Source organism: Saccharothrix obliqua, from assembly GCF_019375475.1.
GTDB classification, from domain to species: domain Bacteria; phylum Actinomycetota; class Actinomycetes; order Mycobacteriales; family Pseudonocardiaceae; genus Actinosynnema; species Actinosynnema obliqua.
Genome location: NZ_JAHXGQ010000002.1, coordinates 745,236 through 770,293, shown reverse-complemented (window position 1 = coordinate 770,293; position 25,058 = coordinate 745,236). Strand labels below are relative to the sequence as shown.

Genomic DNA, 25,058 nt, shown 5'->3' with positions numbered 1-25,058 from the left:
TCAGCCCCCGATCAGGAACAGGTCTTCGACGTTGGCGCGTGCCCGCACGCGACTCTTGGATTCATTGGGACGCAACCCGAATCGGGCGAGGGCCTCGGCGATGGCGGTGAAGGCGGCGTGGGCCTCGGTCTCGTCGGCGGCGAAGGCGGCGTAGTTGTCGGCGAACCGCACCACTCGTAGCCCGCCCAGCAGGGCGTCGGAATTGGACAGGCGCAGGTTGATCAGCAGCGGCGCGAGTCCGGAACCCGGCACGAGCGGGTACGGCATCGCGGCCAGCGCGGTGCGCACCCGGTTGAGGAAGGTGCCGTCGTGGATGTGCTGGGCGCACCAGTCGACGACCTGCTCGACCGTGGCGTTCTCGGACACCGAGGCGACGTCGACGTCGGCGACCGCGCGCAAGCCGGCCGCGATGTGAGCCGCGGCGTGGCGTAGCGCGGTGATGCGGTTGCGGCGAGGCCGGTAGCCGGACACCCAGTCTGCCAGCACTTGCGTCTCCAGGATCGGCTCGATCGCGTTGCGCAGCGCGCGGTGTACCAACCGGTCGATCATCGTGGGCACGCACACCGTCATCGGCTTGCCGGTGTAAGTCGGGAACAACACCTCTCGCACCGGGCCCGGCTGCCAAGTGCCCTCGGCCAACTGCGCGGCCAGCTGGGGCAGCAGTTCGGCGGAACGCCGACGCAATTCCCCAAGCGTCATCCGATCCGCACCAGGAGCCGAGGTGCGCCGTCCGCACTGCCGCAACGCGGTTCGCAGATGCTTCTCGTCCAGCAACGACATCAGCGAGTGCGCCTGCGGGGCAGGGGTTGGTGGCACGGCACGCGGGTGCGCTAGGGTGGGCCCAGCTTGAGCGGCAGGCACGCTCCCTCGATCACTGAGAACAGGCTCGCAACCCAACACACGCGAGCTGTGAACGAAGGAAAGACGGCCCCGTTCAAGCCCAGGGTTCGCAGGCTTCGCGTCCATGATCTTCACGCCCCTCAGGTGGCCCTGTACACGGTGGGGTCGGTCATGCCGTTGTCGCGGAAGGCTTCTTGGCGTTCAGTGCACGTTCCGCAGGTGCCGCAGTGCACTGCCCGGCCTCGGTAGCAGGACCACGTGCGGGCGAACGGCACCTGAAGTGCCTCGCCGACGCGCACGATGTCGGTCTTGGTCAGCGTCAGGAAGGGAGCGAGCACCTGAAACCCCGGCACCAGCAGCCCTTCGTTGGCTGTCTGCACGCTGCGGGCGAACCGCTCCACGAACTCCGGCCGGCAATCGGGGTAGATGGTGTGATCCCCCGCGTGCGCGCCGAAGGCCACCGCGTCCGCGCGCACGGCGATGGCGACCGCCACGGCGATGTCGAGCATGATCGCGTTGCGGTTGGGCACCACCGTGGCCGCCATCGACTCGTCGGTGTAGTGCCCGTCGGGCACCGCCACCGAGGTGTCGGTCAACGCCGAACCGGTCAGCAGTGCGCCCAGGCTCGTCAGGTCGATGATCCGATGCGGGCTCAAGAGCAGCCGTGCGATCTCGGCGGCGTGGTCGAGTTCGATGCGATGGCGCTGCCCGTAGTCGAACGAGACCAGCGTCAGTCGGCAGTGGCGGGCGGCCAGCCAGTAGGCCAGCACGGTGGAGTCCAGGCCGCCGGAGGCGATGACGACCGCGTGCTCGGGGTGGCGGTGCTCGAGGCAGTCGATCTTCATGGCCGGTCACCACGCTCGCGTGAAGGTGCGCCGAACCGCGCCGACAACGGCTCCCCAGCTCGGAAGTTCCTCGCCCGCCTCGGGGCGCTGCAACCAGCGCAGGCCGTCCTCGGTCTCGCCGAAGGCGGGCAGCGCGACCGTGTCGCCCGGCTTGTACCAACCGATCTGGGCGGCCATGAGGTCGTCGAGGGTCGACTGGCGCATGTGCGTGCGCGGTTGGGTCAGGAAGACCCAGTCGACTGCCTTCTTGCCGGGCGCGACGATGATCGGAGCGCGCATCATCGCCTGGACGAGTTCGTGGTTGACCTCGCCGCCGAACCCGGCCCGCATCACCAGCGCGTCGACCGTCTCGCCCAGGCACAAACGGACTTCGCCGGTTTGCGAGTCGATCGTTGTCGGCCAGCTCAGCAGGTTGGTGTAGTACCGCCGGAGCACGCTCGGCTCGATGTCGTCGTGCCGCTCGGGGTCGGTCGCGGTTGCTGTGGTCATGGAAAGGCTCCCGTCGTGCAGAGGTTGGTGCGGCGGAGCCGAGGCGCGCCTCAAGGGAAAACCCGGCCCCGCCGTGATCGAGGACGCGGCACTCATGGCCGCGCGGATCGCGCTGATCAACGGTCGGCGCGAGTTCGAGAATCAGGGGGACGTCAGGCACCGCCCTGACCCTGTGCCGGCCGACCGGATGCGGAGCGCACGGTTGTTGGCCGGTTGTCGAGACGGCTCACGCGGCTTCGCTTTCCCTGATGAAGCCCAAGCCGTGCGTGCCGACCGTCGCCAGCGCGTGCGACAACACGGGTGACGGTGGCTGCTTCGGCTCGCGCCAATGCCTGCCTACGTAGGACGACACGGCCTGGCTGTGTCTGCCGGAGGTGGTCTCGGAGCGCCGTCGCCGGAAGGCCCGCGACCGCAGGCAACTGACGAACACCACAGCGGCGATCGCCGTGATGACGAGAGCCAACGACATCACGCCACCCCACCTCGCAGGGCGGGGATCGCGGCGGAACCAGCTATCGGGGTCGTGGTTCCGCCGCGACATGACGGCGAAGCAGGGCGTCCCGCGACGGCCGGGGGTCCGCCGTCGCCGTGCTGCTTCACCGTGCTCGCTGTGCCGATCTCCTCGGAGAGGCCGGTCCTACCGGGGGCAGGGGTGGCGGCCACCTCGACAGCCGTGGCGAACACGGAGCGGAACTGCTCGGTCTCAGCGGCGTCGAGCCTGGCCACCTCACCCGGAGGAGCCATCACTACGACGTCCGAGCCACGCACGAGCACCGTCAAACTCCGAGGGCGGCCGGCGATATCCCGGCACGTCACCGCCCACGGTCCGCGGTCGTTCATCGCGCGTCACCGCCTTGTGCGGTGGTCCAACTCCGTACCCACACCGGCTGCGCGAGGAAACGCGGCACAGCGAGCTTTGTTTGTGGGCATCGCGGAACCGCAGGTTCCGCGAATCGCTGGGAGAGTGTCATCATCTACTCCGTAACTCAGCGAGTCCCGATTTACTTTTGTCCAGAACTTCTGCTACTCCCATAGCGTCGAGCATTGGGCTATCGGTCGGTCGGACCGGGAGGGGTTGCGGGTTCCGGTGCATCGGTGCCGGTAGAGCCGCTGTGAAACCCGCCCACGCATCTAAACGTCCGCGACGCGCGCCGAACCAGAGCGGGCGCGCGGCGGCGATGGGGCGGCAACGGGGCGGCAACGGTAATGACCTGCGGAAGTGACAACAGAACCGCGATATGCCATCCGGGTGAAACTCAATGCCACCGCCTGTATTCCCCGGAAAAGCGGAGACACGTTGGCGCGGGTTGTGGTAGCGGCCCTGACCCGTCCGGGGGAACAGGCTGACGAGCTGCGGGCGCGGAAAGTAACCGTCGATCCCCGCCGGGGATGATGCTGCCGGCACGGTCATGCACCTTGGCCTGCTAAAACAGGGACGAAAGCATCAGCCTGGTCGACCGCTACGAACGTGGGACGTGCATGACGCCGCGAGGAGGCAGCCTTGGCCTCGGAGGGGAGCATTCCCCCGCCGAGAAGGTCGCCTCCATCCCGGCTCTGCCTCCTGCGACCTGAGTCGGCGACGCGGCTCGAACGGGCTAGGGACGGCTAGCTGCGTTGGCGCACAGTGCTCCCGACAAGAACCCACGCAGGTCCAACAGCTAGGGCGCATGTCGTACGGAGCCGTGGCTCGCTCGATCGGTCGAACCATCGGCCCGGCGGGTTGCCCTTCGGGAGAATAAATGGACGTCATTGCGATCTTGGGGAACCTGGTGTACGGGCGCCGAGCGCCACAGTGGCGATAAACTCCTGTTCGGGCTGATCATCGACCAGGGGTGGAGCGATGGCGACGGACTGGCTGTTGGTGGAGACGTTCGGTGGCAAGCGTCGCGAACCATCGGTGTTGGCCTTGGGGCGCAGTCCGAGGAACATGGTCCCGCTCCGGACGGTTCTCGGCCGCGGCCCCTTCCTCGCGGACTCCTTGGCCTTGATCGCGCGTGTGGTCGAGACGGGGGAGAGGGTGGAGGTCGCGACTTCGACGGGGAAGCGTCGTCTGATCGGGTATCCCGTGCGTGCCTATGGCGGCTGCGCTCACGGTGCCTACGTCTGGGTGGGGCGAAGAGACGAGGAACCTCCGCCGCGAGATCCCGCCGGTGCCTGGCACATCAACCTCACGCGGCACATCAGCAGCCGATCGGATGATCTCCTTCGACTGTATGGGACAAGTGCTCAGAACTGGAGGAACGAACACGACCTCGCCGAGCTGTTCGCCTACGGGCGGTTGCAGGCGAACTCGGACGAGTCGAAGGCTCTCGCTCTCCTCGTCAACGCGACCGCGGGGGCCGAACACCAGGCGACGTGGACGGTGAAGCGCGACGATGGCGTGCGACGCGCAGTCCACTTCGCGTGTCGTTGCGTCGAGGTTCCGGTTAGCAGGGGTCGGGTCGAGTTGGTGGTTCGCGGGATCACCCACGACATCGGGCCGGCCGAGAGCGTGCCGGCCGCTCCGCCGTCGATGCCGGTGCTGTTGGCCCAGCAGGTCCTCGCCGCCGAAGCGACACCTGGTCGATGGCGTGCGATCGTGGACCTGCGCACGATGAGGTTGTTGCGGTGGCTCGACGACGCTCCGCCCGGCATCGCCTGGAAGCTCGACGCCGCGCACCGCCCGGCGATTCACCGCATGGATCTCCGCACCGCTGTCAGGATGTCCGAGGAGCTTGCCTCCAGCGGGCGGGCCCGTGGTGCCCTGCGTCTTCGCGGTGAGGACGGCAGTTGGGTGGAGGTGGTCGTCACGGCGTCGCTCATGCTGCTCGACCAGCACACCACGGCGGCCCTGGTGACGTTGACCGCTCCCGGTTGAAGCACTCCCGGCGAAGGCACCGGAGACTATGAACCGCTTCGAACACAAGGTTTCCGTGATCACCGGTGCCGGCTCCGGGATCGGGCGGGCGCTGGCGGTCGAGCTGTCGCGGCGTGGCGCGCACGTGGCACTGCTTGACCACGACCATCAGGCACTGGAGGAAACCGCTCGTCGATGTGAACCGGCCGGGGTGCGCGTTCTTGCTCAGGCTGTCGACGTGACCGACTGGGCTGCCGTGCAGCGTGCCGCGGTCGTGGTGAACGATGAGCTTGATGGCATCGATGCGGTCTTCTCTGTCGCTGGGATAATCCACCGGGGAGGCTTGCTCGATTCGGATGTTTCGCATTTCGAGCGGGTGATGTCGGTGAACTGGTTGGGCACCGTGCACGTGGTGAAGGCATTTTTGCCTTACGTTGCCGCCTCGCAGGGTCATATTGTGACCTTCGCGAGCGCCTTCGGTCTGGTGGCGGCCCCGAAGTACGGGGCATACAATTCATCGAAGTTTGCCATTCGCGGGTTCAGTGAGTCGTTGCGACAGGAAGTGTCCTCTTCGGGGCACCGGGTTGCCGTGACGTGCGTGTACCCCGGCGGTGTCCGAACGCCGATCGTCCGCAACGGCCTCTTCGCGGCTGGTGAGAACCCGGACGCGGTCACGAAGAGCTTCGAGACGCGGGTTGCGCGCACCGAGCCGGAGCAAGCGGCGATGATCGTGCTGCGAGGTGTCGAACGTAGGCGGGCGCGGGTCTTCGTGGGTTCCGACGCGCGCCTCGTCGCGGTGATCGCACGCGTCGTGGGTGGCCACTACCAGGACCTGGTGCCGGCGCTCGCGCGACTGCTCGGAGGCCGTCGGAGGGGCAGGGCCAGGCGGTGGTGACCTACTGCGGTGGGTTGTTCACGCACCGGGGTTGACGCGTCTGGCATCGCTGCTTACGCTAGGCCAATCGGCTCAGTGCCGATTGGGTTGGCTTTGTCGCCATCGAGCTGATCCCTGAATTGCTTCGACGAGGCTGCCTGAGGGTGGCCTCCAGGCGATCGGGGACACCGTGTCTCGGCGACCATCAAGTCTCGGTAGTCATCGTTCAGCATGTCGGATCGTGGCGGTCCGTCCGATGTGGAGCACAGTGGTTGCTTGCCCCGTCGGGGGTTGTCGTGACGATCTTGTATTTCTACGGGCTGCTGGGCGTGGTAGTAGGTCCTTTGACCATGATCTTCGGCCACGCGATCGCGTGGAGCGAGGCGCTGTCGTGGAAGGTCGTCGCGGAGGTCGGCTGGATACCACTGCTCGCGGCGAGCGCATTCCTGTCCGGATCGCTGACCTACGTGGCGCACATGGTGCCTGCGACCATGACAACGGTCGTTGCCTGGCTGGTGATCCTCGGTCTCTTGCTCGCCCTGATCGACTGGAGCTGCCACCGCCTGCCCCACCGCATCGTCGGCGCACTGCTGGCGGGAGGCATGGCCCAGTTCGGAGTTCTCGGTGTCCTTCAGCGCGACGCAGGGCCGTTCATGCGGGCAGGAGCGGCTGCGCTCCTCGTGTTCATCATCGGTTCGATCATCTACCTGCGACTACAGCCGTTTCTGGGATTCGGCGACGTCACCTTGGCCGCCGCGGGAGGGGCCTACCTCGGCTGGTTCGGGTGGCACTACGTTCTCTCCGGACTCATGACCGGGCTTGTGTTCGCAGCCGCCACGACCCTCGTACTTCTCTCCTTCGGGCGCATCCGCCGTGGCGACCACGTCGCCCTCGGGCCGGCACTGATCGCAGGTGTCGCCCACACGGTTCTTCACATCTGACGGTGCACCAGCGAGTGAGGCAAGGCATGAGGATCTTCCACAGCACGGCATCGGTCCTTGTCACGGCGCTCGTCGTCGCTTCCTGCGCTCCCTCCACTGTGGACTCGCCCGCAACGTCGGGCGTCCTAGCCGGTGTGGACGCCTCCTTCCCCTCCGAGGCGTCCACACCGGTGCCCACCACCTCCGACGAGGTGGGCTCGGCACTGGATGTCTACCGCGGCATGTGGCAGGCGTACGCCGACGCCGGTACGACCTCGGATTGGCGGTCTGCGGCCTTGGGCAAGTTCGCGGTGGGGGAAGCGCTCACGAGCCTGACCCAGGGCTTGCACGCCGCGTATGAGCAAGGAGTGGTCTCGCGAGGACAGCCGAACCTCGCCCCCGTTGCCACCACTGCCGAGCCCGCCGAGGCGCCGACGACGGTCGTGGTGCGGGACTGCGGGGACTCGACGAACTGGACCCGGCACCGGGCCGACAACGGCGAACGCGCGGCCGACGACCCGACCGGGCGTCGACGGATCGAGGCGTTGGTGACCAGGCAGTCGGATCGGTCGTGGAAGGTTTCCCGGTTCGTGGTGAGGGAGATCGGCTCATGCTGAGGCAGGCAGCGGGTTTTGCCACGGTGTTGGTGCTGGCCGCGGCCTGTCCGGCGTCGGCCGACCTGTGGGGCAACGTGGAATGCGGAGTCGGGTCGGCGGCTTGTGACCTGAGCGCCGCCATGGAACAGCACCAGGGGCAGGTAATCGGTCGGCCCGGTGAGGTCGGCTACTCCGACGAGATCGACCCGGCACAGGCGGCCTGTCGATACGTGCCGGTGAAGAAGGAGCCGCCCGGCGGGGATGCCGGTGATGGAGATTGGTTCATGGTGCGGTGTTCGCCCGATGGCAAGGACCCGTTGTCGCATGGGCCGGTCTGGGTGAAGAAAGACGAGGTTCCAACGTTTTCCCCGGCCGAGTTGGCGGACACGGCACGCAGCAGGTTGCAGTTGCCCTCTGTGGTCATTGCGGCAAGCCCGGTCGGTGACCAGTTGGTGCACCTGCCGACGTGGTTGTGGTTGTCGAGCGGGTGGAGCGAAGTCTCAGCGACGGCGTCGGTGCCGGGTGTCTCCGTGGCAGCGACCGCCAAGCCGATCTCGGTGTCCTGGTCGATGGGCGATGGCTCGACGGTGACGTGTGCCGGTGCGGGAACGCCCTACACAGCGGGTGCCGATCCTCGGGCGACTTCGCCTGATTGCGGACATGTCTACCACCGTTCCTCGGCAGGGCAACCGGAAGAGGAGTTTCCCGTGACGGTGACCGTGCGCTGGGTGGTGACCTGGTCAGGGGCGGGCCAGGGTGGAACGTTCCCGGACATGACCACGACCGGTGGCACCAGTTTCCGCGTGGTGGAGTCGCAGGCCCTGAACAACGGCGGCTGACCGGCGGCTCGCCTTCGTCCAAGAACACAAACGGCAGCAACACCCTTGACCGCTCGCTGAACGCTTCGACGACGCGGCGCGCTTCCCCTATGCCTTCAGGAGGTTCCGGCATGAGCACGAACACCACGGCCAGGACAGGCGTAGACCGCCCCGTGACCGCAGGCGACGGTCGATGGGTCGGCAACGGCAGGAAGCGGTTGCCCCTTCACCGCAGCGTTCCCCACCTCCTGCTCGGGGTGCTGCTCGTGCTGGCGTGTGCGGGCGGGTTCGTGGTGATCTCGCTGCATTCCGGTGACCGTCGAGCGGTGCTTTCGTTGGCTCGCGACGTGGCGGTGGGGCAGGTGCTCGCTATGCAGGACCTGCGGCAGGTCGACGTCGCGGTCGACCCTGGTGTGGCGGTGGTAGACGCCGACCGGGCGGCCACGGTGGTGGGCAGGCCGTTGGCCACCAGCCTGTCGGCGGGGACGCTGCTCACGCCGGGTGCGGTGGGTGGTGCGGTTGTTCCCGTCGAGGGTCAGGCACTCGCCGCGCTGGCGCTGAAACCGGGCCAGTTCCCACCCGAGGTCACCGCGGGTGCGCGGGTGTCGGTGGTGTTCGTCCCCGGTCAGGCGGGCTCCGCGACCGGTCCACCCGCCGGCGGTGGCATGGCGTGGCCCGCTGTGGTGACCGGCGTGACCGCGGCGGTGAACGGGCAGGCCGCTGTGGTGTCAGTGCAGATGGCGGAGGCCGCCGCACGGCAGGTCGCCGCGGTGTCCGTCGGGCAGTTGGCGATCGTGTTGCTCTCCACCGCTGCGGGAGGTCGTTGATGTTGGTGTCGGTGGTGTCGTTGAAGGGGTCGCCTGGTGTGACCACGTTCGTGGTGGCGCTGGCCGCCGTGTGGCCGGTGCCCGCCCGTGTGCTGGTGGTGGAAGCCGACCCGTCCGGTGGAGATCTCGGTCTGCGGTTCTCTTTGTCCTCGGCGCCCGGTCTGGTGAGCATGGCCGCCGCCGCGCGTCGCGGTGGCGACGCCGGTCTGGTGTGGCGGCACGCCCAACCGCTGCCCGGTGGTGTGCCGGTGGTCGTCGCACCGCCGGATGCCGAGCAGGCCAGGGCGGCGTTGTCCGCGCTCGCCCATGATCCGACCGGTAAGCCGGAGGTGTTGCGCGCGGTGGCCGGTGAGCCAGGCGTCGTGGTCATCGCCGACTGCGGGCGAATGGATCCGGGGTCACCGGCTTCGCCGCTCGTGCGGTCCAGCGACGTGGTGGTCTTGTTGTCGCGGGCTCATGCCGACGATCTCGCGCACTTGCCGCGCAGGCTGCCCGCGGTCGGCCGGTGGTGCCCGAACTGCGTGCTGCTGTTGGTGGGGGAGGGGTACGGCGAGGCCGAGGTCGCTCGTGAACTCGGTGTGGCACCGCTGGGGCGTGTGCCGTACGACCCGGTCGGCGCGGCCGTGCTGTGCGGGCGGCTGAACAGGCTCCGCCGCGGCGCGCCTTCCCACTCGGCCTTGGGTCGTTTTGCGTACCGGGTCGCGACCCGACTCGCCGCGTGTGACCGACCGACCGCGTCGTCGGCACAGCACCCTCACGAACGGCAGGGAGGTCGTGCGTCATGACACACCCCATCAGTCACCACCCGGTGGCCGAGCAGCCGCTGGACGTCCGTCGGCGGCTCGACGGGCCCGGTCCGTTCGACAACAAGGACGAGGCCGACCGCTCGGCCGCCACGCGGTTGCGTCGGTACCTGCGTGAGCGGCTGACCGACGATCTTCCGCGGCAGGTGGCCGACCAGCGGGAGCGCGGCGGTGTCACCGTCACCCACGAGGCCCGCCGGGAGTTGGCGCGGAACGTCCTGGACGAGGCGCTGCGGGTGCACACCGAGAACGAGTTGGCCGCGGGTCGGCAGTTGTTGCTCCACGAGGCCGAGCAGCGGGTCGTGAGCGAGGTCGTCAACGAGGTGTTCGGCATGGCCGGGTTGCAGCCCCTGCTGGACGACCCGTCCGTGGAGACGATCAACGCCAACCGGTACGACCGGGTGTTCGTGCAGTACGACGACGGCCGCCGCGTCCGGGTCGGGCCGATCGCGGGTTCGAACGAGGAGCTGACCGATCTGGTGAGGCTGCTCGCCGCCCGCGCGAGCAGCCAGGAGCGGCGGTTCGACCAGGGGTCCCCGGCGGTCAACCTCCAGCTCCCCGGCGGTGAGCGGCTGTTCGCCGTCATGGGCGTGACAGCGGGTGGGGTGACGGCGTTGTCGATCCGCCGCCACGGCTACCTCACCGTTACCCTGCCCGAGCTGCGGTGCCGGGGCACCCTGGACTCTGGTGTGGAGGCGTTCCTGCGGGCCGTGGTGAAGGCCCGCAGGAACGTGGTGATCACCGGTGGAACCGGCGCGGGCAAGACCACCCTGCTGCGTGCGCTGGCCTCGGAGATGGATCCGCTGGAACGTGTCGTCACCGTCGAGGACGCCTTCGAACTCGGCTTGGACCACGACCCGGACATCCATGCCGACGTGACCGCGTTCCAGGCCCGCGAACCCAACGTGGAGGGCCACGGCGCTATCAGCCAGGCCGATCTCGTCCGATGGGCATTGCGGATGAGCCCAGACCGGGTGATCGTCGGCGAGATCCGCGGCCCCGAGGTCATTCCGATGTGCAACGCCATGAGCCAGGGCAACGACGGCTCGATGTCCACCCTGCACGCCAGCAGCTCGCGGATCGCGTTCACGCGGCTGGCGTCCTACGCCGCACAAGGTGTCGAGCGGCTGCCCGTGGAGGCGACGAACCTGCTGGTCGCCTCGGCGGTGCACGTCGTGGTGCACCTGGCCCGCGCCGCCGACCGCCGGACCCGGGTGGTGTCCTCGATCCGCGAGGTGGTGGGTGCCGACGGCCCCCAGGTGATCTCCAACGAGGTCTACCGCCCCGGCCCCGACCGGCGTGCCCGCCCGGTGGCCGGGGCCCTGCGTGGCGACACCCTCGACGACCTGGTCGACGTCGGCTTCGACCCCGCCGTGCTGGAAAACCCCGAAGGCTGGTGGGCCCCATGAACTCCACGGCGGACGTCGCTCTGGAGACCACCACTGCTGTGGCTGCCCTGCTCGGCGTGGGCACCGGGATCGGCCTGCTGCTGGTCGTTCTCGGCCGGCGCGGCACCGATCCGAACCGGCCCCGCACGCGCGGCACCGGCGCGGTGGGCCGGCACCGGACGCCGCGCTTGGCATTGACGGTGGCCGCTGCCGTGGTGACCGGTCTGCTGACCGGGTGGGTCGTCGGCGCGGTGTTGGCCGGGCTCGCCGCCTGGGCGCTGCCGCGGGTGCTGGGCCGCGACCCCGAGCACGCGAGCCGGGTGGCGCGCACCGAGGCCGTCGCCACCTGGACCGAGATGCTGCGCGACACCTTGTCGGCCGCCGCCGGGTTGGAACAGGCCATCCTCGCCACCGTCCCGCTCGCCCCCGCCGTGATCCGCGGAGAGATCGACGACCTCGCCGCCGGGATCGAGAACGGCGAGCGCCTGGCGCCCGCCCTGCGTCGCCTCGGCGAGCGCCTGGACGACCCGGTCGGCGACCTGGTCATCGCCGCCCTGCTGCTCGCCGCCGAGCAGCAGACCCGCCGGCTGGCCGACCTGCTCGGCTCGCTGGCCGATGCCGCCCGCGGCCAGGCCGCGATGCGGATGCGGGTGGAAGCGGGTCGTGCCCGCACCCGCACCTCGGTGCGGGTCATCGTCGGCACCACCCTCGTCTTCGCCGCCGCCGTGGTGCTGCTCAACCGCTCCTACATGGCCGCCTACGACAGCGCGACCGGGCAACTCGTGCTGCTGGGCATCGGAGCGTTGTTCGCCGTCGGCTTCGCCTGGCTGGCCCGCATCGCCCACGTCGCCCAGCCCGACCGGTTCCTTTCCCTCGACGGGCGGAAGGCGTTCCCGGGTGACCGGCAGGCAGGAGTGGCATCGTGATCACCGTCGTCGCCCTGGGGGCCGGGCTCGGGATCGGGATGTGGGCACTGGCGGTCTCCCTGTTCCCACCGCGCCCCGCCCTCGGCGAGGCCCTGGCCCGTGCCACCGCGTCCCCGACACCCGTGCCGATCCTCGCCACTGACGCCACCGGCCGGGCCGCGCGGCTGGGTCGTCCTGCGGTCGCGCTGTTGTGGGCGCTCGGCCTGCCCGGACCGCGCCTGGCTCGCGACCTCGCCGTCCTCGGGAAGGCGACCTCGACCCACCTGGCTGAAAAAGCCGCCCTCGCCGTCGCCGGACTGCTCGTGCCCGCCCTGCCGGTCGTGGTGCTCGCCGTGGCCGGCGCCGGTCCCGGCGTCGAGTTGCCCGCCGTCGCCGGCCTGGTGCTCGCCGCCGTCGGATTCGCCCTACCGGACCTGCGGGCCCGCTCCGCCGCCGCCAGGCTGCGCGTCGGAGTCCGCCACGCCCTGTCGGCTTATCTCGACCTGGTGTGGATCTCGCTGGCCGGCGGCGCCGGAGTGGACAGCGCCCTGGGCGACGCGGCGAACATCGGCCACGGTGCGGCGTTCGAGCAGATCCACCGCGCCCTGGACACCGCACGCCTGACCCGCACGACACCCTGGTCCACCCTGCGCCGGCTCGGGGAGGAACTGGACGTCACCGAGCTGACCGAACTTGCCGCCTCGATCAGCCTGGCCGGCACCGAGGGCGCCAGGGTCCGCGGCTCGCTGGCCGCCAAGGCACACACCCTGCGCACCCGCCAGACCCTCGAAGCCGAGGGCAGCGCCCAGGCCGCGACCGAACGCATGTCGCTACCGGTCATGGCTCTGTTCCTCGGCTTCCTGGCATTCATCGCCTATCCCGCGCTGACCCAAGTCCTGACCGGACTGTGACACCCGGCCCGACACCTTGGAGGAGAACACCATGCACCCGCAGATCGAAACGTTGCGGACCGTCGCGCGCGCCCGGTGGGAACAACTGCGCCGGCAGCCCGACGCCGGATACTCCACCGAGACCGTCCTGGTGACCGCGCTGCTCGTGGTGACCGCGCTCGCGGTGATCGCGATCGTGGCCGCCAAAATCACCGAGAAAGCCAACGGCATCACCATGTGAACCCCATGAACGGCCACCGCATACACCGGGTTCGACGGGCTTTGCGCGATGAGCGGGGATCGGTCAGCGCCGAGCTGGTCATCGCCACGCCGCTGCTGATGCTGATGCTGCTGACCACCGTGCAGTTCACGCTCTGGTCGCACGCCACCCACATCGCCCAAGCCGCCGCCTCACACGGATTGGCCGCGGCCAGAGCACAGAACGGGACCTCGGCGGCGGGAACGGCGGGCGCCCGGCACATTCTCGACCAACTCGCCGCCGGCCCACTACGCGACACCACCGTCAGCACCGACCGCGGCATGACGTCGGCGTCGGTGCGCATCACCGGCACCGCGACCTCGCTCGTGCCCTTCCTGAGCCTGCACGTGCACGCCGAGGCCGCTGGACCGGTCGAGCGTTTCGTCCCCGACCCGACAGGCGGGTGAGAGCCCATGACCACACCGACGACACCATTTCGGCACGGCCACGACCACCAGGAACGGCGGAAGTGGTGGCGGTCCGACGACGGCTCCGTCGCCGCCGAACTCACCATCGCCACCCCGTTCCTCGTCATGCTGCTCGTCTTCGTGGCCGTGCTGATCCACCGCGGCGTGGACGCGCGTATCCGCATCGACGACGCCGCCCACCAGGCCGCCCGCGCCGCCGGCATCGAACGCGCCCCGACCGCCGCGACCACCGCCGCCCACACCACCGCCGCGAACGCGCTGTCCAACGCCGGCGTGACGTGCGCATCCCTGGCCGTGACCACCTCCACCGGCGACCTACGACCCGGCGGCACCGTGACTGTGACCGTGTCCTGCCAAGTCGACCTCGGCGACGCCCTCATCCTCGGCGTGCCCGCCACCACGACGCTGAAGGCCACCGCCGTCGAACCCGTCGACCTGTGGCGATCCACAGCGAGCACCGGGAACCCGACATGACCCGCCGACGCACCCGAGGCCGCGGCAGGCCGAAACGGTGGTGGACCCCGTGACGGCGTTCGTCGTGGTGCTCACCACCGGCATCCTCGCCCTGGCCGGCCTCACCCTCGACGGCGGCCTCGCACTGGCCGCGAAGACCCGCGCCACCGGACAGGCTGAAGCCGCCGCCCGCGCCGGCGCCCAGGCCATCGACCTGACCGCCTACCGCGCCAACGGAACCGTGCGGCTGCTACCCGCCCAGGCGATCGCCCACGCCCAAGCGCACCTGGCCACCGAGAACGCCACCGGCACCGTGACCGTCGCCGGCGACACCGTCACGGTCACCGTGACCACCACCCGCACCACCCAACTGCTGGCCCTGGTCGGCATCGACACCCTCCAGGTCCACAGCCACGGCAGCGCCCGGCCGCGACACGGGGTGACCGCGACCGACCCATGACCACACCACCCACCCGAAACGAAGCCAGGAGAAGGGAAGCGTCATGGCAACGCCCGAGGAGATCCGCCATCGCATCGAGCAGGCTGACACCGCCCGCAGCGCCCGCAGAGCCGCCGCCGCACAGCAGATCGGTGAACTCGCCCAGCACCGCGCCACCATCCTCGACCAGCTCGACAACGTCGAGCGCGCACTCGGCGATGTGCTCGCCTCCGCCCAGGACGTCATCGACGTCGACGAACTGGCCGAGTTCACCGACCTCAAGCCCGCCGACCTCACCACGTGGCTCGCGGGCCGCAAGACCGGCCGCGGCAAACGCAGGAAAGTCACGAACCCGCGGACGGCGACACCCGACCACACACCCGCTCCACGCGTAGAGCGGGACTCCACCGGTACGGAGCACGCATCCGCCTGAACAGCCGCTCCGGTGAACTGACCCACCTGTCCGTTGCCGCGCCGGGTCGACCCTCTGCGCGAAGCCACGTGCCGGCACCCCCCTCGGACGGCGAGCACGAGGGTTGCTGTCCTGTCAACGAAACGAGTACGCCATGGCCGCAACGCACCCCCCTGGCCAGGTGCCGATCCGGCCGCGGCGAGCGCGCGGTGCAGCACGGCGCCGCGCGAGGCGCGTGCTCGGGTTCGCCGTACGGCTGGCGCGTGGAGTGCCGGCCGCCGTCGTCCTGACCGCCCTGCTGGCGGGGCTGCCATGGGCACTGACGCACTTCGTCGGCTGGCCGCTGCCCGACCATCCACCCTCCCCGGCAGAGATCCAACGCGTGCTGCTCAGCCCGATGACCACGACGTTCCTACTGAATGTCCTCGCCTGCCTGGCCTGGCCTACCTGGGTCTTCTTCACCCTCGACGTCGTCCGCAGCGCGATCCGCATCGCCCGCGACACGAGACTGCCGAACCTGACGGCGGCCGGACCGGTGCACCGGACCGCGGCCGTGCTCGTCGGCGCGGTCCTGATCTCCGTTCTCGGACAGCGCATCCACTCTTCGGCACCATCCACCCCGACTGGCAGCGCGGCAGTAGCCACTGCGGCAATCCCCGCGTTGCTCAACACATCCGACTACCCGACCATCCACCACGGACCGCACCGGACAGCCCAGACCGCCGCCGACACACAGCCCACTTACGCGAAGACCGCCGTGGTGCTCCCGCGCGATCCCGAAACCGGCGTTCACGACTCACTGTGGCGCATCGCCCAACGCATCCTGGGCGACGGCACCCGCTGGCCGGAAATCTACGAACTCAACAAAGGAAAACCCCAACCCGACGGCGGAACCCTCACCCGACCCGACCTCATCTACCCCGGCGAAGAACTGACCCTGCCCGATGACGCCACTCCTCCCACGGCACCACCCGTTCCACCGCCTCCGACACCCCCTCGCGCCACCACGCCGCCACCCAGCAGCCAGGTCGTCCCACGACCGCCCACCACTTCCGCTCCGCCGGACACGGCCGCGCGCGGAGAGCCGGGGTTCGGCGGGACGGAGTTCTTCGTCGGCCTCGGCCTGGTCGCAGCGGTCAGCACAGCCCTCGTCGTGGCCCGTCACCACAACCGACGCCGCTACCGCCCCGGCAGCGGAGACCGCGGCGACCTGCCCATCGCCCCAGTCGTCTACCGACTGAGGTTGGCGCACCTGCCCGCCGACCACGAATGCCCCGAGCCCGATGCCGACTCTGACCAGTTGGAGCCGCGCACGCGGTTGGTTCCGACACCACCGGTCGTGCTCGGCCACGACGACAGCACTTTCGACGGCAGGGAACCCGTCCTGCCGGTCGGAGTACGCGACGGCCGCGAGATCGCCTTGGACCTGGCCGCTGTACACGGCCTGGGACTGCTCGGCGCGGGTGCCACCGACGCCACCCGCGCACTGCTCGTCACCATCCTGACCGCCGCGGACGGAGACGCCACGGTGGTCCTCCCGGCACAGCACCTCACAACACTCCTGGGCCGACGCGCGGCGCAGGCACCGCGTCCAGCGAACCTGCACGTGACGACCGACCTCGACACCGCGCTCGACATGCTGGAATCCGAAACCCTCGTGCGCATAGGCCAAGCTCCCGCGGCGGGCCGCCAGAGGAAGCCGCTCGTACTGGTGACCGCCACGCCCACCGGGAACTCCCGCCGGCTGCAAGCCGTGCTGGACAACGGATCGGCCGTCGGCGTGGCCGGCCTGCTGCTGGGCCAGTGGAATTCCGGCGTGACCGCCTACGTCCGTGACGACGGCGTTATCTCCGCCACCAACCCCGGCCCCGGCGAACCACTGCGCGGCACCCGCGTCTACCACCTCGGCGACGACCACACCGCCGACCTGCTCACCCTGCTGCACAGCGCCGAACCCGCCACCGCCGGCCAGGCCCAGGAACCCACCGCAGAGCACACGGTCAACGAACCGACCGGCGACACCCACCCCGAGCCAACCACACACGACCAAGCCGGGCGACAAAGCGATCACCCGCACCGCCTGGAAATCCTCGAATCCACGACCAGACAACCCACGCCTCACATCGACCAAGCCGTACCGACCACCGCCGTCCCCGAACGCGAAACCGCGCCCGCACCACTGCGCATCACAACCCTGGGACCGCCGCAAGTGTGGTGGCGCCCCGACCCGGCAGACCCTGAACGCGAGGTCACCGCAGCCTTCCAACCCCGCCTGCGTGAACTACTGCTGTTCCTCGCACTACATCCGCACGGCACAACCCGAGAAGCCCTCACCGCCGCCCTGTGGCCCACAAGCCCGCCAGAGCGCACCACCAACGCGATGAACACCAGCCTCACCCGCCTACGCCACGCCTTCACCACCGCGACCAAAGGCACCCTCACAGGCACCGCAGTGGTAGTCGCCGGCGAAGGCCGCTACCACCTGGCCCCCGACCTGGTCCAGGTCGACTACTGGCACTTCGCCACCGCCGTGCACGCCCGCCGCACCGCGACCACCGACCACCAGCGAATCGAGGCATACCGGCGCATCGTCGACACCTACTGCGGCCCACTGGCCGACGGCATGAACACCGAATGGATCGAAACCGCACGAGAAGCCACCCGCCGCGACGCCATTGACGCCGTCGCCGCACTCGCCCGCGCCCTGGTCACCCACGACCCGCAACAGACCCTGGACCTGCTGGAGACCGCGCGCGCCTTCGACCCACACAACGAACTGATCTACCGCGACATCATGCGACTACAGGAACGCCTCGGCCACCTCGACGCCGTCCCACGCACACTCACCCTGCTGACCACCAGACTCGCCGAACTCGACGACCGACCCACACCACAGACAGTCGGCCTCGCCGAGCGGCTATGCCGGCGCCACGACCCACCGTAGACACCCGAACCATCTTGGCCATAAGCCCGCTGCCCATCCCAGCCTTCGGCTGACGCGGCGGTCGGCGGGGTACCGCCCTCCAAGACGGATCGCCATGAAGACCCCCAAAGGGAAGCGGGTCCTGGACCTAGCCTGATTGTTGTCTTGTATACGCTTCGTAGCGTCCAAACAGGACAGTTCATTCGGGGTACCATGGAGCGGACGTGCGCTGCTACGGCCGGTATCGCCCATCATTCGCAGTGGCGGTCTCGATTTCTATCGCGCCAATCGGTGAAGTCGTCCTCCGTACTCCAAGCGTTTCGACCTGGTCGCATCACGGCACAAGTGACGGTCAGTGCGGTAGCGAGGGTCCTGTGGCGGTGCACATGGAGGATCACATGGAAGGACAGGTTGGGGGACCTCTTAGGTCGGTACCCCTGTGGACGGCAAAGGTGGCGGTCAGGGGCAAGGGATCGGGCTGCGGTCGACCCAGACTCGCTTGCCTGCAAGTCGGTGAACACATCGCGGGGCCTTGTGCTCGGCCTGCTCGGCCTGCTCGGCGCGCCGCTTGACACGACCGCCCGCTGGCCGTTCGGCTCCTCGTGCCGCGAGTCCGGTGACAATGGCTGTAGTACGTCTGTGGGGCACTGGGTGCGTGAAAGCTTGTCGCCATGGACTCCCTCCCGCCGGCGGCCCGCATACGGCAGGAGTGACGACACCTTCGAGGCAGTCCGGACCCCGTCCTTGTTGCGGGCAGTCGTATTGAGAATGGGAGGTGGGAACAAGTCTTCGGCATGGTGCAGACCGATACGTGCGCCTCGGAGTCCGGCCAGGCTGCCCATACCAGCCGAGCAGGGCACCCCGCGGGTGTCGCGCGCGGCTGTGTTGCGAGACCCTGCTCACCGTCGAACCGGGCTGATCCGGATGGATGAGCGAGGTGACCGCCCACCGAGACGATCTCCGGCGACTGCGCTGCGGCGTTGAGGTTGTCGAGCGCAGTGAGATCGGCGAATTGGGCAGGTACCCGTGGGCAGCGCTGACGACGTTCGCCGCCGGGCATCACGCTGCGGCTCCGGTTTCTAGCGATGAACGTGTTGGAAGCCCTGCTGTGCGCGATCACGTTGCTGGCCACCGATCGAAGCGACGGCAAGGGCAGCCAGGGAAGGCATCCGGGCGTCTACAAGAGGTTCGCCCAGCGGATCCGGCACATGGACGCCGAGAGCCGTGCCCCCAGGTGCCGTGAGTGTCCGCCTGCCGTCCGGTGCCCGTGGTGTTGCAAGGGGTTCTGGCCCGACCAGGGCGACGACGTGCCCATGATCGCCACTGGCACGCGACCGCCCATGCGGGTGGTCAGCGGACTTCTGGGCGGTGTCCGTAGACATCGCCCTCCTTGTCCGCGGTGATCACGCTCTTCTCATACTGCGGCGAGTTGCGGGGTCAAGGAGTTCTGGTCGAGTCGAGGTCGTCGAGTTGCCGTTGGATGCGGTCGGCGTCGTCGTCGCGGCCTTGGGTCTGGTACAGATGAAGCGACTCTCGCCACACTGCGCGGGCTTTGCCGCGTTGACCGAGGGCGGCGTGGGTGTGGCCGAGGTTGTCGAGGATGTTCGCGACCTGATAGGAGTGGCCGAGGGTGCGGAGCAGAGTGAGGCCCTGTCGGTAGTAGTCGAGAGCCTGCTGGTGCTCGCCGGTGTGGCGGGCGATGAAGCCGAGGCTATCCAGGGTGGCCGCCTCGCCGCCGAGGTCATGGTGGTGGCGGTGCAGGGCAAGAGCGGTGTGGCAGTGTTCGCGGGCCGTGGTGAAGTCGCCCAGCTGTGCGGCGTACCAGCCCACCAGGTTGAGCGCGGCGGCTTCTCCTACCGACTGGTCGAGGGCGCGGTGGAGGTCGAGGGCGTGGCGGGCGTGCTTCAAAGCTCGTCGGTAGTCCCCCCATTGCCCCCAGGAGATCGCGAGCGCCCGGTGCGTAATGGCCTGTTCGGTGGGGTCGTGGTGCTGTTCGGCCAGGACGAGGGCGCGGTCCAGGTGGCCGATGGCCTCGTCGTGCCGACCCAACAGGTCGCAGGCTCGGCCGAGATTGCGGTGAGAGCGGATGCGGGTGGTGGGGTTGGGCAGGTGGTGGGCGGCTTCCAGCGCGGCCTGCCATACGGCCACTGCGTCGCGTCGGTGTCCCAGCCGGAAGTGGAAGGTGTCCAGCGCCGCGGCCAGATGCCACACCACGCTGTGGAGGCCCAGGGTAGTGGCAGCACGTTGAGTGGCCAGCAAGGTGGCGTGCTCGGCGGACAGCCAGGCCATCGCAGACTCGGCGTCAGGCAGTGAGTGCGGGTGGACGCCGAGTGCGGGCGGCTCGGGGTGTGCCAGCGTGCGGTTGGGGTCGAGGAGACGCCCGGCGGTGTGGGCAGTGTGCAGGTAGAAGTCCGTCACCCGTACCAGGGCCGCCTCCCGCACGTGTTCGGGCAGGTTGTGTGCGGTGGTGGCGGCGTAGGCGCGGATCAGGTCGTGCATTGCGTACCGGCCACTCGGCCGCCGGTCGAGTAGTGCGGCGTCCTCCAACGCCAGGAGTGCCTTGCGGGCAGACTGGCCTGCTAGGCCGGTGAGGGCGGCGGTGGCGGGCAGGGTGGTGTCGGGTCCGGGTGAGATCCCGAGCAGTGCGAACAGGGTGCGTTGTTGATCGGTGAGTCGGCGTAGGGACCAGGACAGGACGGTGGGCAGGCTGGCGGCCAGGTCGGTGTCGTGGTCGAGCATTTCCAGTCCGAATTCACGAAGTTCGGCGGCGACCTCGGCCAGTGGGACTGCGGTGCGGGTGGCGCCGATGCGGGCGGTGATCGCCAATGCGAGCGGGTGGCCCCCGCACAGCTCGATCAGCTCGTCCACGGCATCGGACTCGGCGGCGACGCGGTCGGCGCCCAGCCGGGCGGTCAGCAGGGCGCAGGCTTCGTTGTGGGACAGGACGTCCAGGGGCAGGTGGCGGGCGCCGTGCCGGTCGATCAGGGAGGCGAGCCGGTGTCTGCCAGTGATCAGCACGGTGCAGGTCGGCGAGCCGGGGAGCAGTGGGACGACCTGCTCGGCGGTGGCGGCGTTGTCCAGCACGACCAGCATTCGTTTGTTCGCGACCAGGCTGCGGTACAGGGCGGCCCGCGCGTCGAGGTCGTTCGGGATGCGGTCGGGGCTGACGCCGAGAGCGTCGAGGAACCCCCGCAACGCCACCGTGGGCTCCACCGGATCGCCCGCGGGACTGAAGCCGTGCAAGTCGACGAACAGTTGACCGTCGGGGAACCGCTCTAGGTTGCGGTGCGCCCAGGTCAAGGCGAGCCACGTCTTGCCGATCCCGCCCAGGCCGCCGATCGCCGATACGAGCACCGCCGCCCCTGTCGCCTGTAAGACGTCGGGCGGCGCGTCCGGCGGGTTCGCGCCCGGTCCGCTTTCCAGGGCGGTGTCATCCAGTCCGGCCAGTTCGATGTCACGGCCAAGGAAAGGTCCGGGCAAGGCGGGCAACTGGCGGGGCACTACCCGTGAACCGTCCTCTACCTCCGTCGGTTCAGCCAAGACGGGATCGGCAGTGAGGATTTGCTGGTGGAGGCGCTGGAGTGACGGGCCGGGGTCGGTGCCGAGTGCGTCGGTGAGCCGGGCGCGGAGCTGCTGATAGTGGGACAGCGCGTCGGCTGGGCGTCCGTTGCGGTACAGGGCGAGCATGAGCTGACCGGCGAGGCGTTCGTCCAGCGGATGACGGCCAGCTTGCTCAGTCAGCGAGGGCAGGAGATCGCTGTGCCGGCCCAAGCGCAACGCGATATCGGCGTGGTCAAGCTCTGCGGCCAGGCGGTGCCGCTCCAGAGTGGCCCGCAGATCCTCGGCCCACGAGCTGTCCAGTTCGGGCAGCGGCTCGCCTCGCCACAGGTTGAGCGCCTGCTTGTACAGCGCCGAAGCCTGCTCGTCGTCCCGCGTGGCCCTGGCGCGCGGGTGAGCAGGTCGCGGAAGCGGTGCAGGTCCATGGTGTGTTCGTCGAGGCTGAGGCGGTAACCGCCGGAGTGGCGCTCCAACCGGACCCCGTCAAGGCCAGCCAATGCTCCGCGCAGGCGGGCCAGGTAGCTGTAGAGGGTGTCGCGTCCGCGCCGCGGCGCGGGTTCACCCCACACCCGGTCCAGCAACCGCTCGACTGGCACGGATTGGTTGGCCTCGGCCAGCAGCACACCCAGGACCCCGCGCTGCCGGCGGTGCCCCAGGTCCACCGGTGTGCCGTCCCGGTGCGCCCGCACGCCGCCGAGAAGCCTGAACTCCACCACCATCCCGCGCCCCCTGGCCACCGCTCTCACCGGGCGGGTCCGGCATACCAGGACGACCCGCGGCTCCGGGTCTGTTCGCCAGGTTTTCCCTCAGTCGGCCCTCCACCGTGAACCCCGCACTGGTCCCCCCGGAGCGGTGGTGATTGGAGGCCACCAAGACCGACGGAGGAAACCTGGTCCGCGACTGCCTACCTGCCGAAGAACACCAACAGGTAGCTATGGGTGCGCGTGCCACGCCGCCATGACGCGGTGTTCATTCACGTACGGCCACCAGGATGACGGTGCCTGTGGCTCGCCCAGCTTGCCGCCTCCCAGCAGCTCCACATCCCGGCCAGGTACGCGGCGAACGCGTCGAGCTGCTCGCCGGTGACGTCGTTGTAGGCGGGAATGCTGCGGCACGCCCAATTCTCCGCGGCCCGTGGCGTGTGGCCGGCTTCGGTCAGACGCAGCACGAGAACACGCGGGGGTCCACCCAGACTGGGTCGGTGCCGTGGAGGGCCCAAAGCTGCAGGACCACTCCCGCTGCGGGGGAACGGCGACGACGGACGGCGCATCATCCGGGATGCGGGACCACCTCTGCTGCACAGGGGGAACGAGCCCAGCCGGATCGTAAGCACGCCCGGTTTGGACTACCCCGCTGCGCGGGGAGAACTCCGACAAACCACGGGACGGAGTCCCACATGACGGGACCGCCCCCGCTGCGCGGGGAGAACGGAGAACGACGCTGTCGACGTAGACGCGGTAAGGGACCCCCGCTGCGCGGGGAGAACCGGATCGCCACGAGGGCGGTCGCGTCGTCGCTCGGACCACCCCCGCTGCGCGGGGAGAACGCTGGCGCGCCCATGTCGATCGGGGCCAACGGAGGACCACACCCGCTGCGCGGGGAGAACCGGGCCTGCTCGTCGGGCAGCCCGGGGACCAGCGGACCACCCCCGCTGCGCGGGGAGAACCCGCTCACGGTCGCGCTCGGCTACACGATCCGGGGACCACCCCCGCTGCGCGGGGAGAACGATGCGGGCGGTGTCGGGGTCGGCGCTGGTGGTGGACCACCCCCGCTGCGCGGAGAGAACTCACGCCGCAGGCCCGGGATCTGCGTGACGCGGGGACCACCCCCGCTGCGCGGGGAGAACCCGACGTCCACCGGGTCCGACTTGCCCTCGTCGGGACCACCCCCGCTGCGCGGGGAGAACGCGTCCAGCCGAGCACCCCACCGCTCCGGGTCGGGACCACCCCCGCTGCGCGGGGAGAACAACGCCGTGCCCGCCACCCGCGCCACGCCAGGCGGACCACCCCCGCTGCGCGGGGAGAACCTCCAGCACTACTCGCCACAGTGCGTCGGGGTCGGACCACCCCCGCTGCGCGGGGAGAACTGGTCATCGGCTGCCGCCTTCCTGGGCCGGGAGGGACCACCCCCGCTGCGCGGGGAGAACGACGCCACCGGCGTGCTGTCCACGCTGATCTGGGGACCACCCCCGCTGCGCGGGGAGAACCTGACCTCGGTGGAGACCGGCGTCCAGGCCGTGGGACCACCCCCGCTGCGCGGGGAGAACGCTGCTCACCGCCGGCGGCGCGCTGACCGCGTGGGGACCACCCCCGCTGCGCGGGGAGAACCCGAACTCCGAGCCGCCCTGCCGGGAGACCTTGGGACCACCCCCGCTGCGCGGGGAGAACGGCGGCGTCGACGAGGCCGTGGCGGTGAACGTCGGACCACCCCCGCTGCGCGGGGAGAACAAGCTGGCTGAGCAGCGAGTAGAGCCGGTGCTGGGACCACCCCCGCTGCGCGGGGAGAACCACCCCTGGCACCTGCCCGGCGGCCGAGCCCGGGGACCACCCCCGCTGCGCGGGGAGAACAGCGGCACCGGGGCTGACTGTGTAGAGGTCGACGGACCACCCCCGCTGCGCGGGGAGAACGCCTCGGCGGTCGCCTTGACCTTCTTGACGTCGGGACCACCCCCGCTGCGCGGGGAGAACTCGGGGTCGACCGCCTGGGCCACCTGATGGACGGGACCACCCCCGCTGCGCGGGGAGAACCCCGCCCTCACCGAACCCGACGACCCCCGCACCGGACCACCCCCGCTGCGCGGGGAGAACGCTCCCTGAACAGGCACGATACGGACCGGTTACCGTTCCGTGATGTTGCTGGATGGTGTGTCCTCGAAGACGGCGGACTCCGTATCTCGGCTGTTCTGCCATGGTTTGGTGCGCCCGGCGGGGCCGCGGCTGCGCCGCGTTCGTAGCTGCGAATGTCTCGTCGTGCTGATTGTTCAGCCGTCCGCATCCCGGACACAAGTCCAGGTTTGACCAAGTGCACGTGCTGAACCGGACCTTGCGTGGCGGGCCCCTACGGCGATCGCGGCGACGTTGGATACCGGACGACGAGGGTTGCCTGGTGGTAATGCGGGAATTGTGCTCCGACGAAGATCGCCCCCCCACAACCTGATCGCCTCGCGCGCCGAGCATCCTGTTGCTGAACGAGGCGCGCGTCAACTTCCGTGCGCCAAGCGGTCCAGACTGTCGTGCAGGGTGACAGCGAGGACTCGCCCCCGCTGTGCGGGGAGACCACTACACCGCATCGGCCGCCCACCTCTCCGGAGGACCCACCCCCGTTGCACGGGGAGACCGTCGGGTACCTGGCTCATGCCGCCACCTCCAGCGACCCACCCCTGCTGCGCGGGGAGACCCCATGACCACATCAGGAGATAGAGCCATGAGTCGACCCACCCCCGCTGCGCGGGGAGACCGGCCTTCCGAGCGTCGGCGCGATGCAACGCGCGGACCCACCCCCGCTGCGCGGGGAGACCACACCCTTCAGCTCGCCGCCAGTGCCGCTGTAGGACCC

At 69.6% G+C, this 25,058-nt stretch carries 23 protein-coding genes and 1 CRISPR repeat array (1 of these 24 only partly in view); of the genes, 17 read left to right on the top strand and 6 right to left on the bottom strand.

Features of this window, described 5'->3' with window-relative positions:
• The 4 genes from KZQ38_RS09400 to KZQ38_RS09385 form a co-directional block, all read right to left on the bottom strand.
• On the bottom strand, nt 1–780 hold the full coding sequence (locus tag KZQ38_RS09400) for a reverse transcriptase domain-containing protein (RefSeq protein WP_219440249.1): 780 nt from the start codon (nt 778–780) through the stop codon (nt 1–3).
• Between the two features lie 200 nt (nt 781–980).
• On the bottom strand, nt 981–1,685 hold the full coding sequence (gene queC, locus KZQ38_RS09395) for a 7-cyano-7-deazaguanine synthase QueC (protein WP_219440248.1): 705 nt from the start codon (nt 1,683–1,685) through the stop codon (nt 981–983).
• A 6-nt stretch (nt 1,686–1,691) separates the two neighbouring features.
• Nucleotides 1,692–2,174, bottom strand: coding sequence for a hypothetical protein (locus KZQ38_RS09390; RefSeq protein ID WP_257900983.1), 483 nt, complete (start codon nt 2,172–2,174; stop codon nt 1,692–1,694).
• Between the two features lie 226 nt (nt 2,175–2,400).
• Nucleotides 2,401–2,643: a hypothetical protein gene (locus KZQ38_RS09385; protein ID WP_219440247.1), complete on the bottom strand. Its 243-nt coding sequence runs from the start codon at nt 2,641–2,643 to the stop codon at nt 2,401–2,403.
• Between the two features lie 1,371 nt (nt 2,644–4,014).
• Here KZQ38_RS09385 and KZQ38_RS09380 point away from each other — a divergent pair.
• From KZQ38_RS09380 to KZQ38_RS09305, 16 genes are all read left to right on the top strand, one after another.
• Nucleotides 4,015–5,031 (top strand): GAF domain-containing protein, encoded by a 1,017-nt coding sequence (locus KZQ38_RS09380; protein WP_219440246.1) that lies wholly within the window; start codon nt 4,015–4,017, stop codon nt 5,029–5,031.
• Nucleotides 5,032–5,059: 28 nt separating this feature from the next.
• On the top strand, nt 5,060–5,905 hold the full coding sequence (locus KZQ38_RS09375; RefSeq protein WP_219440245.1) for an SDR family NAD(P)-dependent oxidoreductase: 846 nt from the start codon (nt 5,060–5,062) through the stop codon (nt 5,903–5,905).
• A 275-nt stretch (nt 5,906–6,180) separates the two neighbouring features.
• Nucleotides 6,181–6,825 carry a prepilin peptidase gene (locus tag KZQ38_RS09370; protein WP_219440244.1) on the top strand — a complete coding sequence of 215 codons (645 nt, stop codon included), beginning with the start codon at nt 6,181–6,183 and terminating at the stop codon, nt 6,823–6,825.
• Between the two features lie 26 nt (nt 6,826–6,851).
• Nucleotides 6,852–7,421 carry a hypothetical protein gene (locus KZQ38_RS09365; RefSeq protein ID WP_257900982.1) on the top strand — a complete coding sequence of 190 codons (570 nt, stop codon included), beginning with the start codon at nt 6,852–6,854 and terminating at the stop codon, nt 7,419–7,421.
• Nucleotides 7,415–8,239, top strand: a complete 825-nt coding sequence (locus KZQ38_RS35970; protein WP_257900981.1) for a hypothetical protein — start codon at nt 7,415–7,417, stop codon at nt 8,237–8,239. Before KZQ38_RS09365 ends, KZQ38_RS35970 begins: the two co-directional genes overlap by 7 nt.
• A gap of 110 nt (nt 8,240–8,349) precedes the next feature.
• On the top strand, nt 8,350–9,045 hold the full coding sequence (locus KZQ38_RS09355) for an SAF domain-containing protein (protein WP_219440243.1): 696 nt from the start codon (nt 8,350–8,352) through the stop codon (nt 9,043–9,045).
• Complete coding sequence (locus KZQ38_RS09350; protein ID WP_257900980.1) at nt 9,045–9,830, top strand: CpaE-like family protein; 786 nt, start codon at nt 9,045–9,047, stop codon at nt 9,828–9,830. Before KZQ38_RS09355 ends, KZQ38_RS09350 begins: the two co-directional genes overlap by 1 nt.
• Nucleotides 9,827–11,257, top strand: a complete 1,431-nt coding sequence (locus KZQ38_RS09345; protein ID WP_219440242.1) for a TadA family conjugal transfer-associated ATPase — start codon at nt 9,827–9,829, stop codon at nt 11,255–11,257. The genes KZQ38_RS09350 and KZQ38_RS09345 overlap by 4 nt, the downstream gene beginning before the upstream one ends.
• Nucleotides 11,254–12,162, top strand: a complete 909-nt coding sequence (locus tag KZQ38_RS09340) for a type II secretion system F family protein (RefSeq protein WP_219440241.1) — start codon at nt 11,254–11,256, stop codon at nt 12,160–12,162. The genes KZQ38_RS09345 and KZQ38_RS09340 overlap by 4 nt, the downstream gene beginning before the upstream one ends.
• On the top strand, nt 12,159–13,052 hold the full coding sequence (locus KZQ38_RS09335) for a type II secretion system F family protein (protein ID WP_219440240.1): 894 nt from the start codon (nt 12,159–12,161) through the stop codon (nt 13,050–13,052). The genes KZQ38_RS09340 and KZQ38_RS09335 overlap by 4 nt, the downstream gene beginning before the upstream one ends.
• A gap of 31 nt (nt 13,053–13,083) precedes the next feature.
• On the top strand, nt 13,084–13,272 hold the full coding sequence (locus tag KZQ38_RS09330; protein ID WP_219440239.1) for a hypothetical protein: 189 nt from the start codon (nt 13,084–13,086) through the stop codon (nt 13,270–13,272).
• A gap of 5 nt (nt 13,273–13,277) precedes the next feature.
• Nucleotides 13,278–13,697: a TadE/TadG family type IV pilus assembly protein gene (locus KZQ38_RS09325; RefSeq protein ID WP_219440238.1), complete on the top strand. Its 420-nt coding sequence runs from the start codon at nt 13,278–13,280 to the stop codon at nt 13,695–13,697.
• Nucleotides 13,698–13,703: 6 nt separating this feature from the next.
• Nucleotides 13,704–14,192, top strand: a complete 489-nt coding sequence (locus tag KZQ38_RS09320) for a TadE/TadG family type IV pilus assembly protein (RefSeq protein ID WP_219440237.1) — start codon at nt 13,704–13,706, stop codon at nt 14,190–14,192.
• 49 nt (nt 14,193–14,241) lie between these two features.
• Nucleotides 14,242–14,631, top strand: coding sequence for a pilus assembly protein TadG-related protein (locus KZQ38_RS09315; protein WP_219440236.1), 390 nt, complete (start codon nt 14,242–14,244; stop codon nt 14,629–14,631).
• A gap of 43 nt (nt 14,632–14,674) precedes the next feature.
• Nucleotides 14,675–15,043 (top strand): hypothetical protein, encoded by a 369-nt coding sequence (locus tag KZQ38_RS09310; protein WP_219440235.1) that lies wholly within the window; start codon nt 14,675–14,677, stop codon nt 15,041–15,043.
• 214 nt (nt 15,044–15,257) lie between these two features.
• Nucleotides 15,258–17,966, top strand: a complete 2,709-nt coding sequence (locus KZQ38_RS09305; RefSeq protein ID WP_308258316.1) for a BTAD domain-containing putative transcriptional regulator — start codon at nt 15,258–15,260, stop codon at nt 17,964–17,966.
• Between the two features lie 1,416 nt (nt 17,967–19,382).
• Here the strand turns inward: KZQ38_RS09305 and KZQ38_RS09300 are convergent.
• Nucleotides 19,383–21,833: an ATP-binding protein gene (locus KZQ38_RS09300; RefSeq protein ID WP_308258326.1), complete on the bottom strand. Its 2,451-nt coding sequence runs from the start codon at nt 21,831–21,833 to the stop codon at nt 19,383–19,385.
• A gap of 1,356 nt (nt 21,834–23,189) precedes the next feature.
• Nucleotides 23,190–23,495 (bottom strand): hypothetical protein, encoded by a 306-nt coding sequence (locus KZQ38_RS37590; RefSeq protein WP_443706234.1) that lies wholly within the window; start codon nt 23,493–23,495, stop codon nt 23,190–23,192.
• 365 nt (nt 23,496–23,860) lie between these two features.
• Here KZQ38_RS37590 and KZQ38_RS37585 point away from each other — a divergent pair, with 365 nt between their 5' ends.
• Nucleotides 23,861–24,217 carry a hypothetical protein gene (locus tag KZQ38_RS37585; RefSeq protein ID WP_443706233.1) on the top strand — a complete coding sequence of 119 codons (357 nt, stop codon included), beginning with the start codon at nt 23,861–23,863 and terminating at the stop codon, nt 24,215–24,217.
• A gap of 595 nt (nt 24,218–24,812) precedes the next feature.
• Nucleotides 24,813–25,058: direct repeats of the CRISPR family, unit length 27 nt (it continues 622 nt past the right edge of the window).

Bases quoted from the DNA above. Each gene is read 5' to 3' on its own strand.
- KZQ38_RS09400 (WP_219440249.1), bottom strand. From the start codon at position 780: ATGTCGTTGCTGGACGAGAAGCATCTGCGAACCGCGTTGCGGCAGTGC.
- queC (WP_219440248.1), bottom strand. From the start codon at position 1,685: ATGAAGATCGACTGCCTCGAGCACCGCCACCCCGAGCACGCGGTCGTC.
- KZQ38_RS09390 (WP_257900983.1), bottom strand. From the start codon at position 2,174: ATGACCACAGCAACCGCGACCGACCCCGAGCGGCACGACGACATCGAG.
- KZQ38_RS09385 (WP_219440247.1), bottom strand. From the start codon at position 2,643: ATGTCGTTGGCTCTCGTCATCACGGCGATCGCCGCTGTGGTGTTCGTC.
- KZQ38_RS09380 (WP_219440246.1), top strand. From the start codon at position 4,015: ATGGCGACGGACTGGCTGTTGGTGGAGACGTTCGGTGGCAAGCGTCGC.
- KZQ38_RS09375 (WP_219440245.1), top strand. From the start codon at position 5,060: ATGAACCGCTTCGAACACAAGGTTTCCGTGATCACCGGTGCCGGCTCC.
- KZQ38_RS09365 (WP_257900982.1), top strand. From the start codon at position 6,852: ATGAGGATCTTCCACAGCACGGCATCGGTCCTTGTCACGGCGCTCGTC.
- KZQ38_RS35970 (WP_257900981.1), top strand. From the start codon at position 7,415: ATGCTGAGGCAGGCAGCGGGTTTTGCCACGGTGTTGGTGCTGGCCGCG.
- KZQ38_RS09355 (WP_219440243.1), top strand. From the start codon at position 8,350: ATGAGCACGAACACCACGGCCAGGACAGGCGTAGACCGCCCCGTGACC.
- KZQ38_RS09350 (WP_257900980.1), top strand. From the start codon at position 9,045: ATGTTGGTGTCGGTGGTGTCGTTGAAGGGGTCGCCTGGTGTGACCACG.
- KZQ38_RS09345 (WP_219440242.1), top strand. From the start codon at position 9,827: ATGACACACCCCATCAGTCACCACCCGGTGGCCGAGCAGCCGCTGGAC.
- KZQ38_RS09340 (WP_219440241.1), top strand. From the start codon at position 11,254: ATGAACTCCACGGCGGACGTCGCTCTGGAGACCACCACTGCTGTGGCT.
- KZQ38_RS09330 (WP_219440239.1), top strand. From the start codon at position 13,084: ATGCACCCGCAGATCGAAACGTTGCGGACCGTCGCGCGCGCCCGGTGG.
- KZQ38_RS09325 (WP_219440238.1), top strand. From the start codon at position 13,278: ATGAACGGCCACCGCATACACCGGGTTCGACGGGCTTTGCGCGATGAG.
- KZQ38_RS09320 (WP_219440237.1), top strand. From the start codon at position 13,704: ATGACCACACCGACGACACCATTTCGGCACGGCCACGACCACCAGGAA.
- KZQ38_RS09310 (WP_219440235.1), top strand. From the start codon at position 14,675: ATGGCAACGCCCGAGGAGATCCGCCATCGCATCGAGCAGGCTGACACC.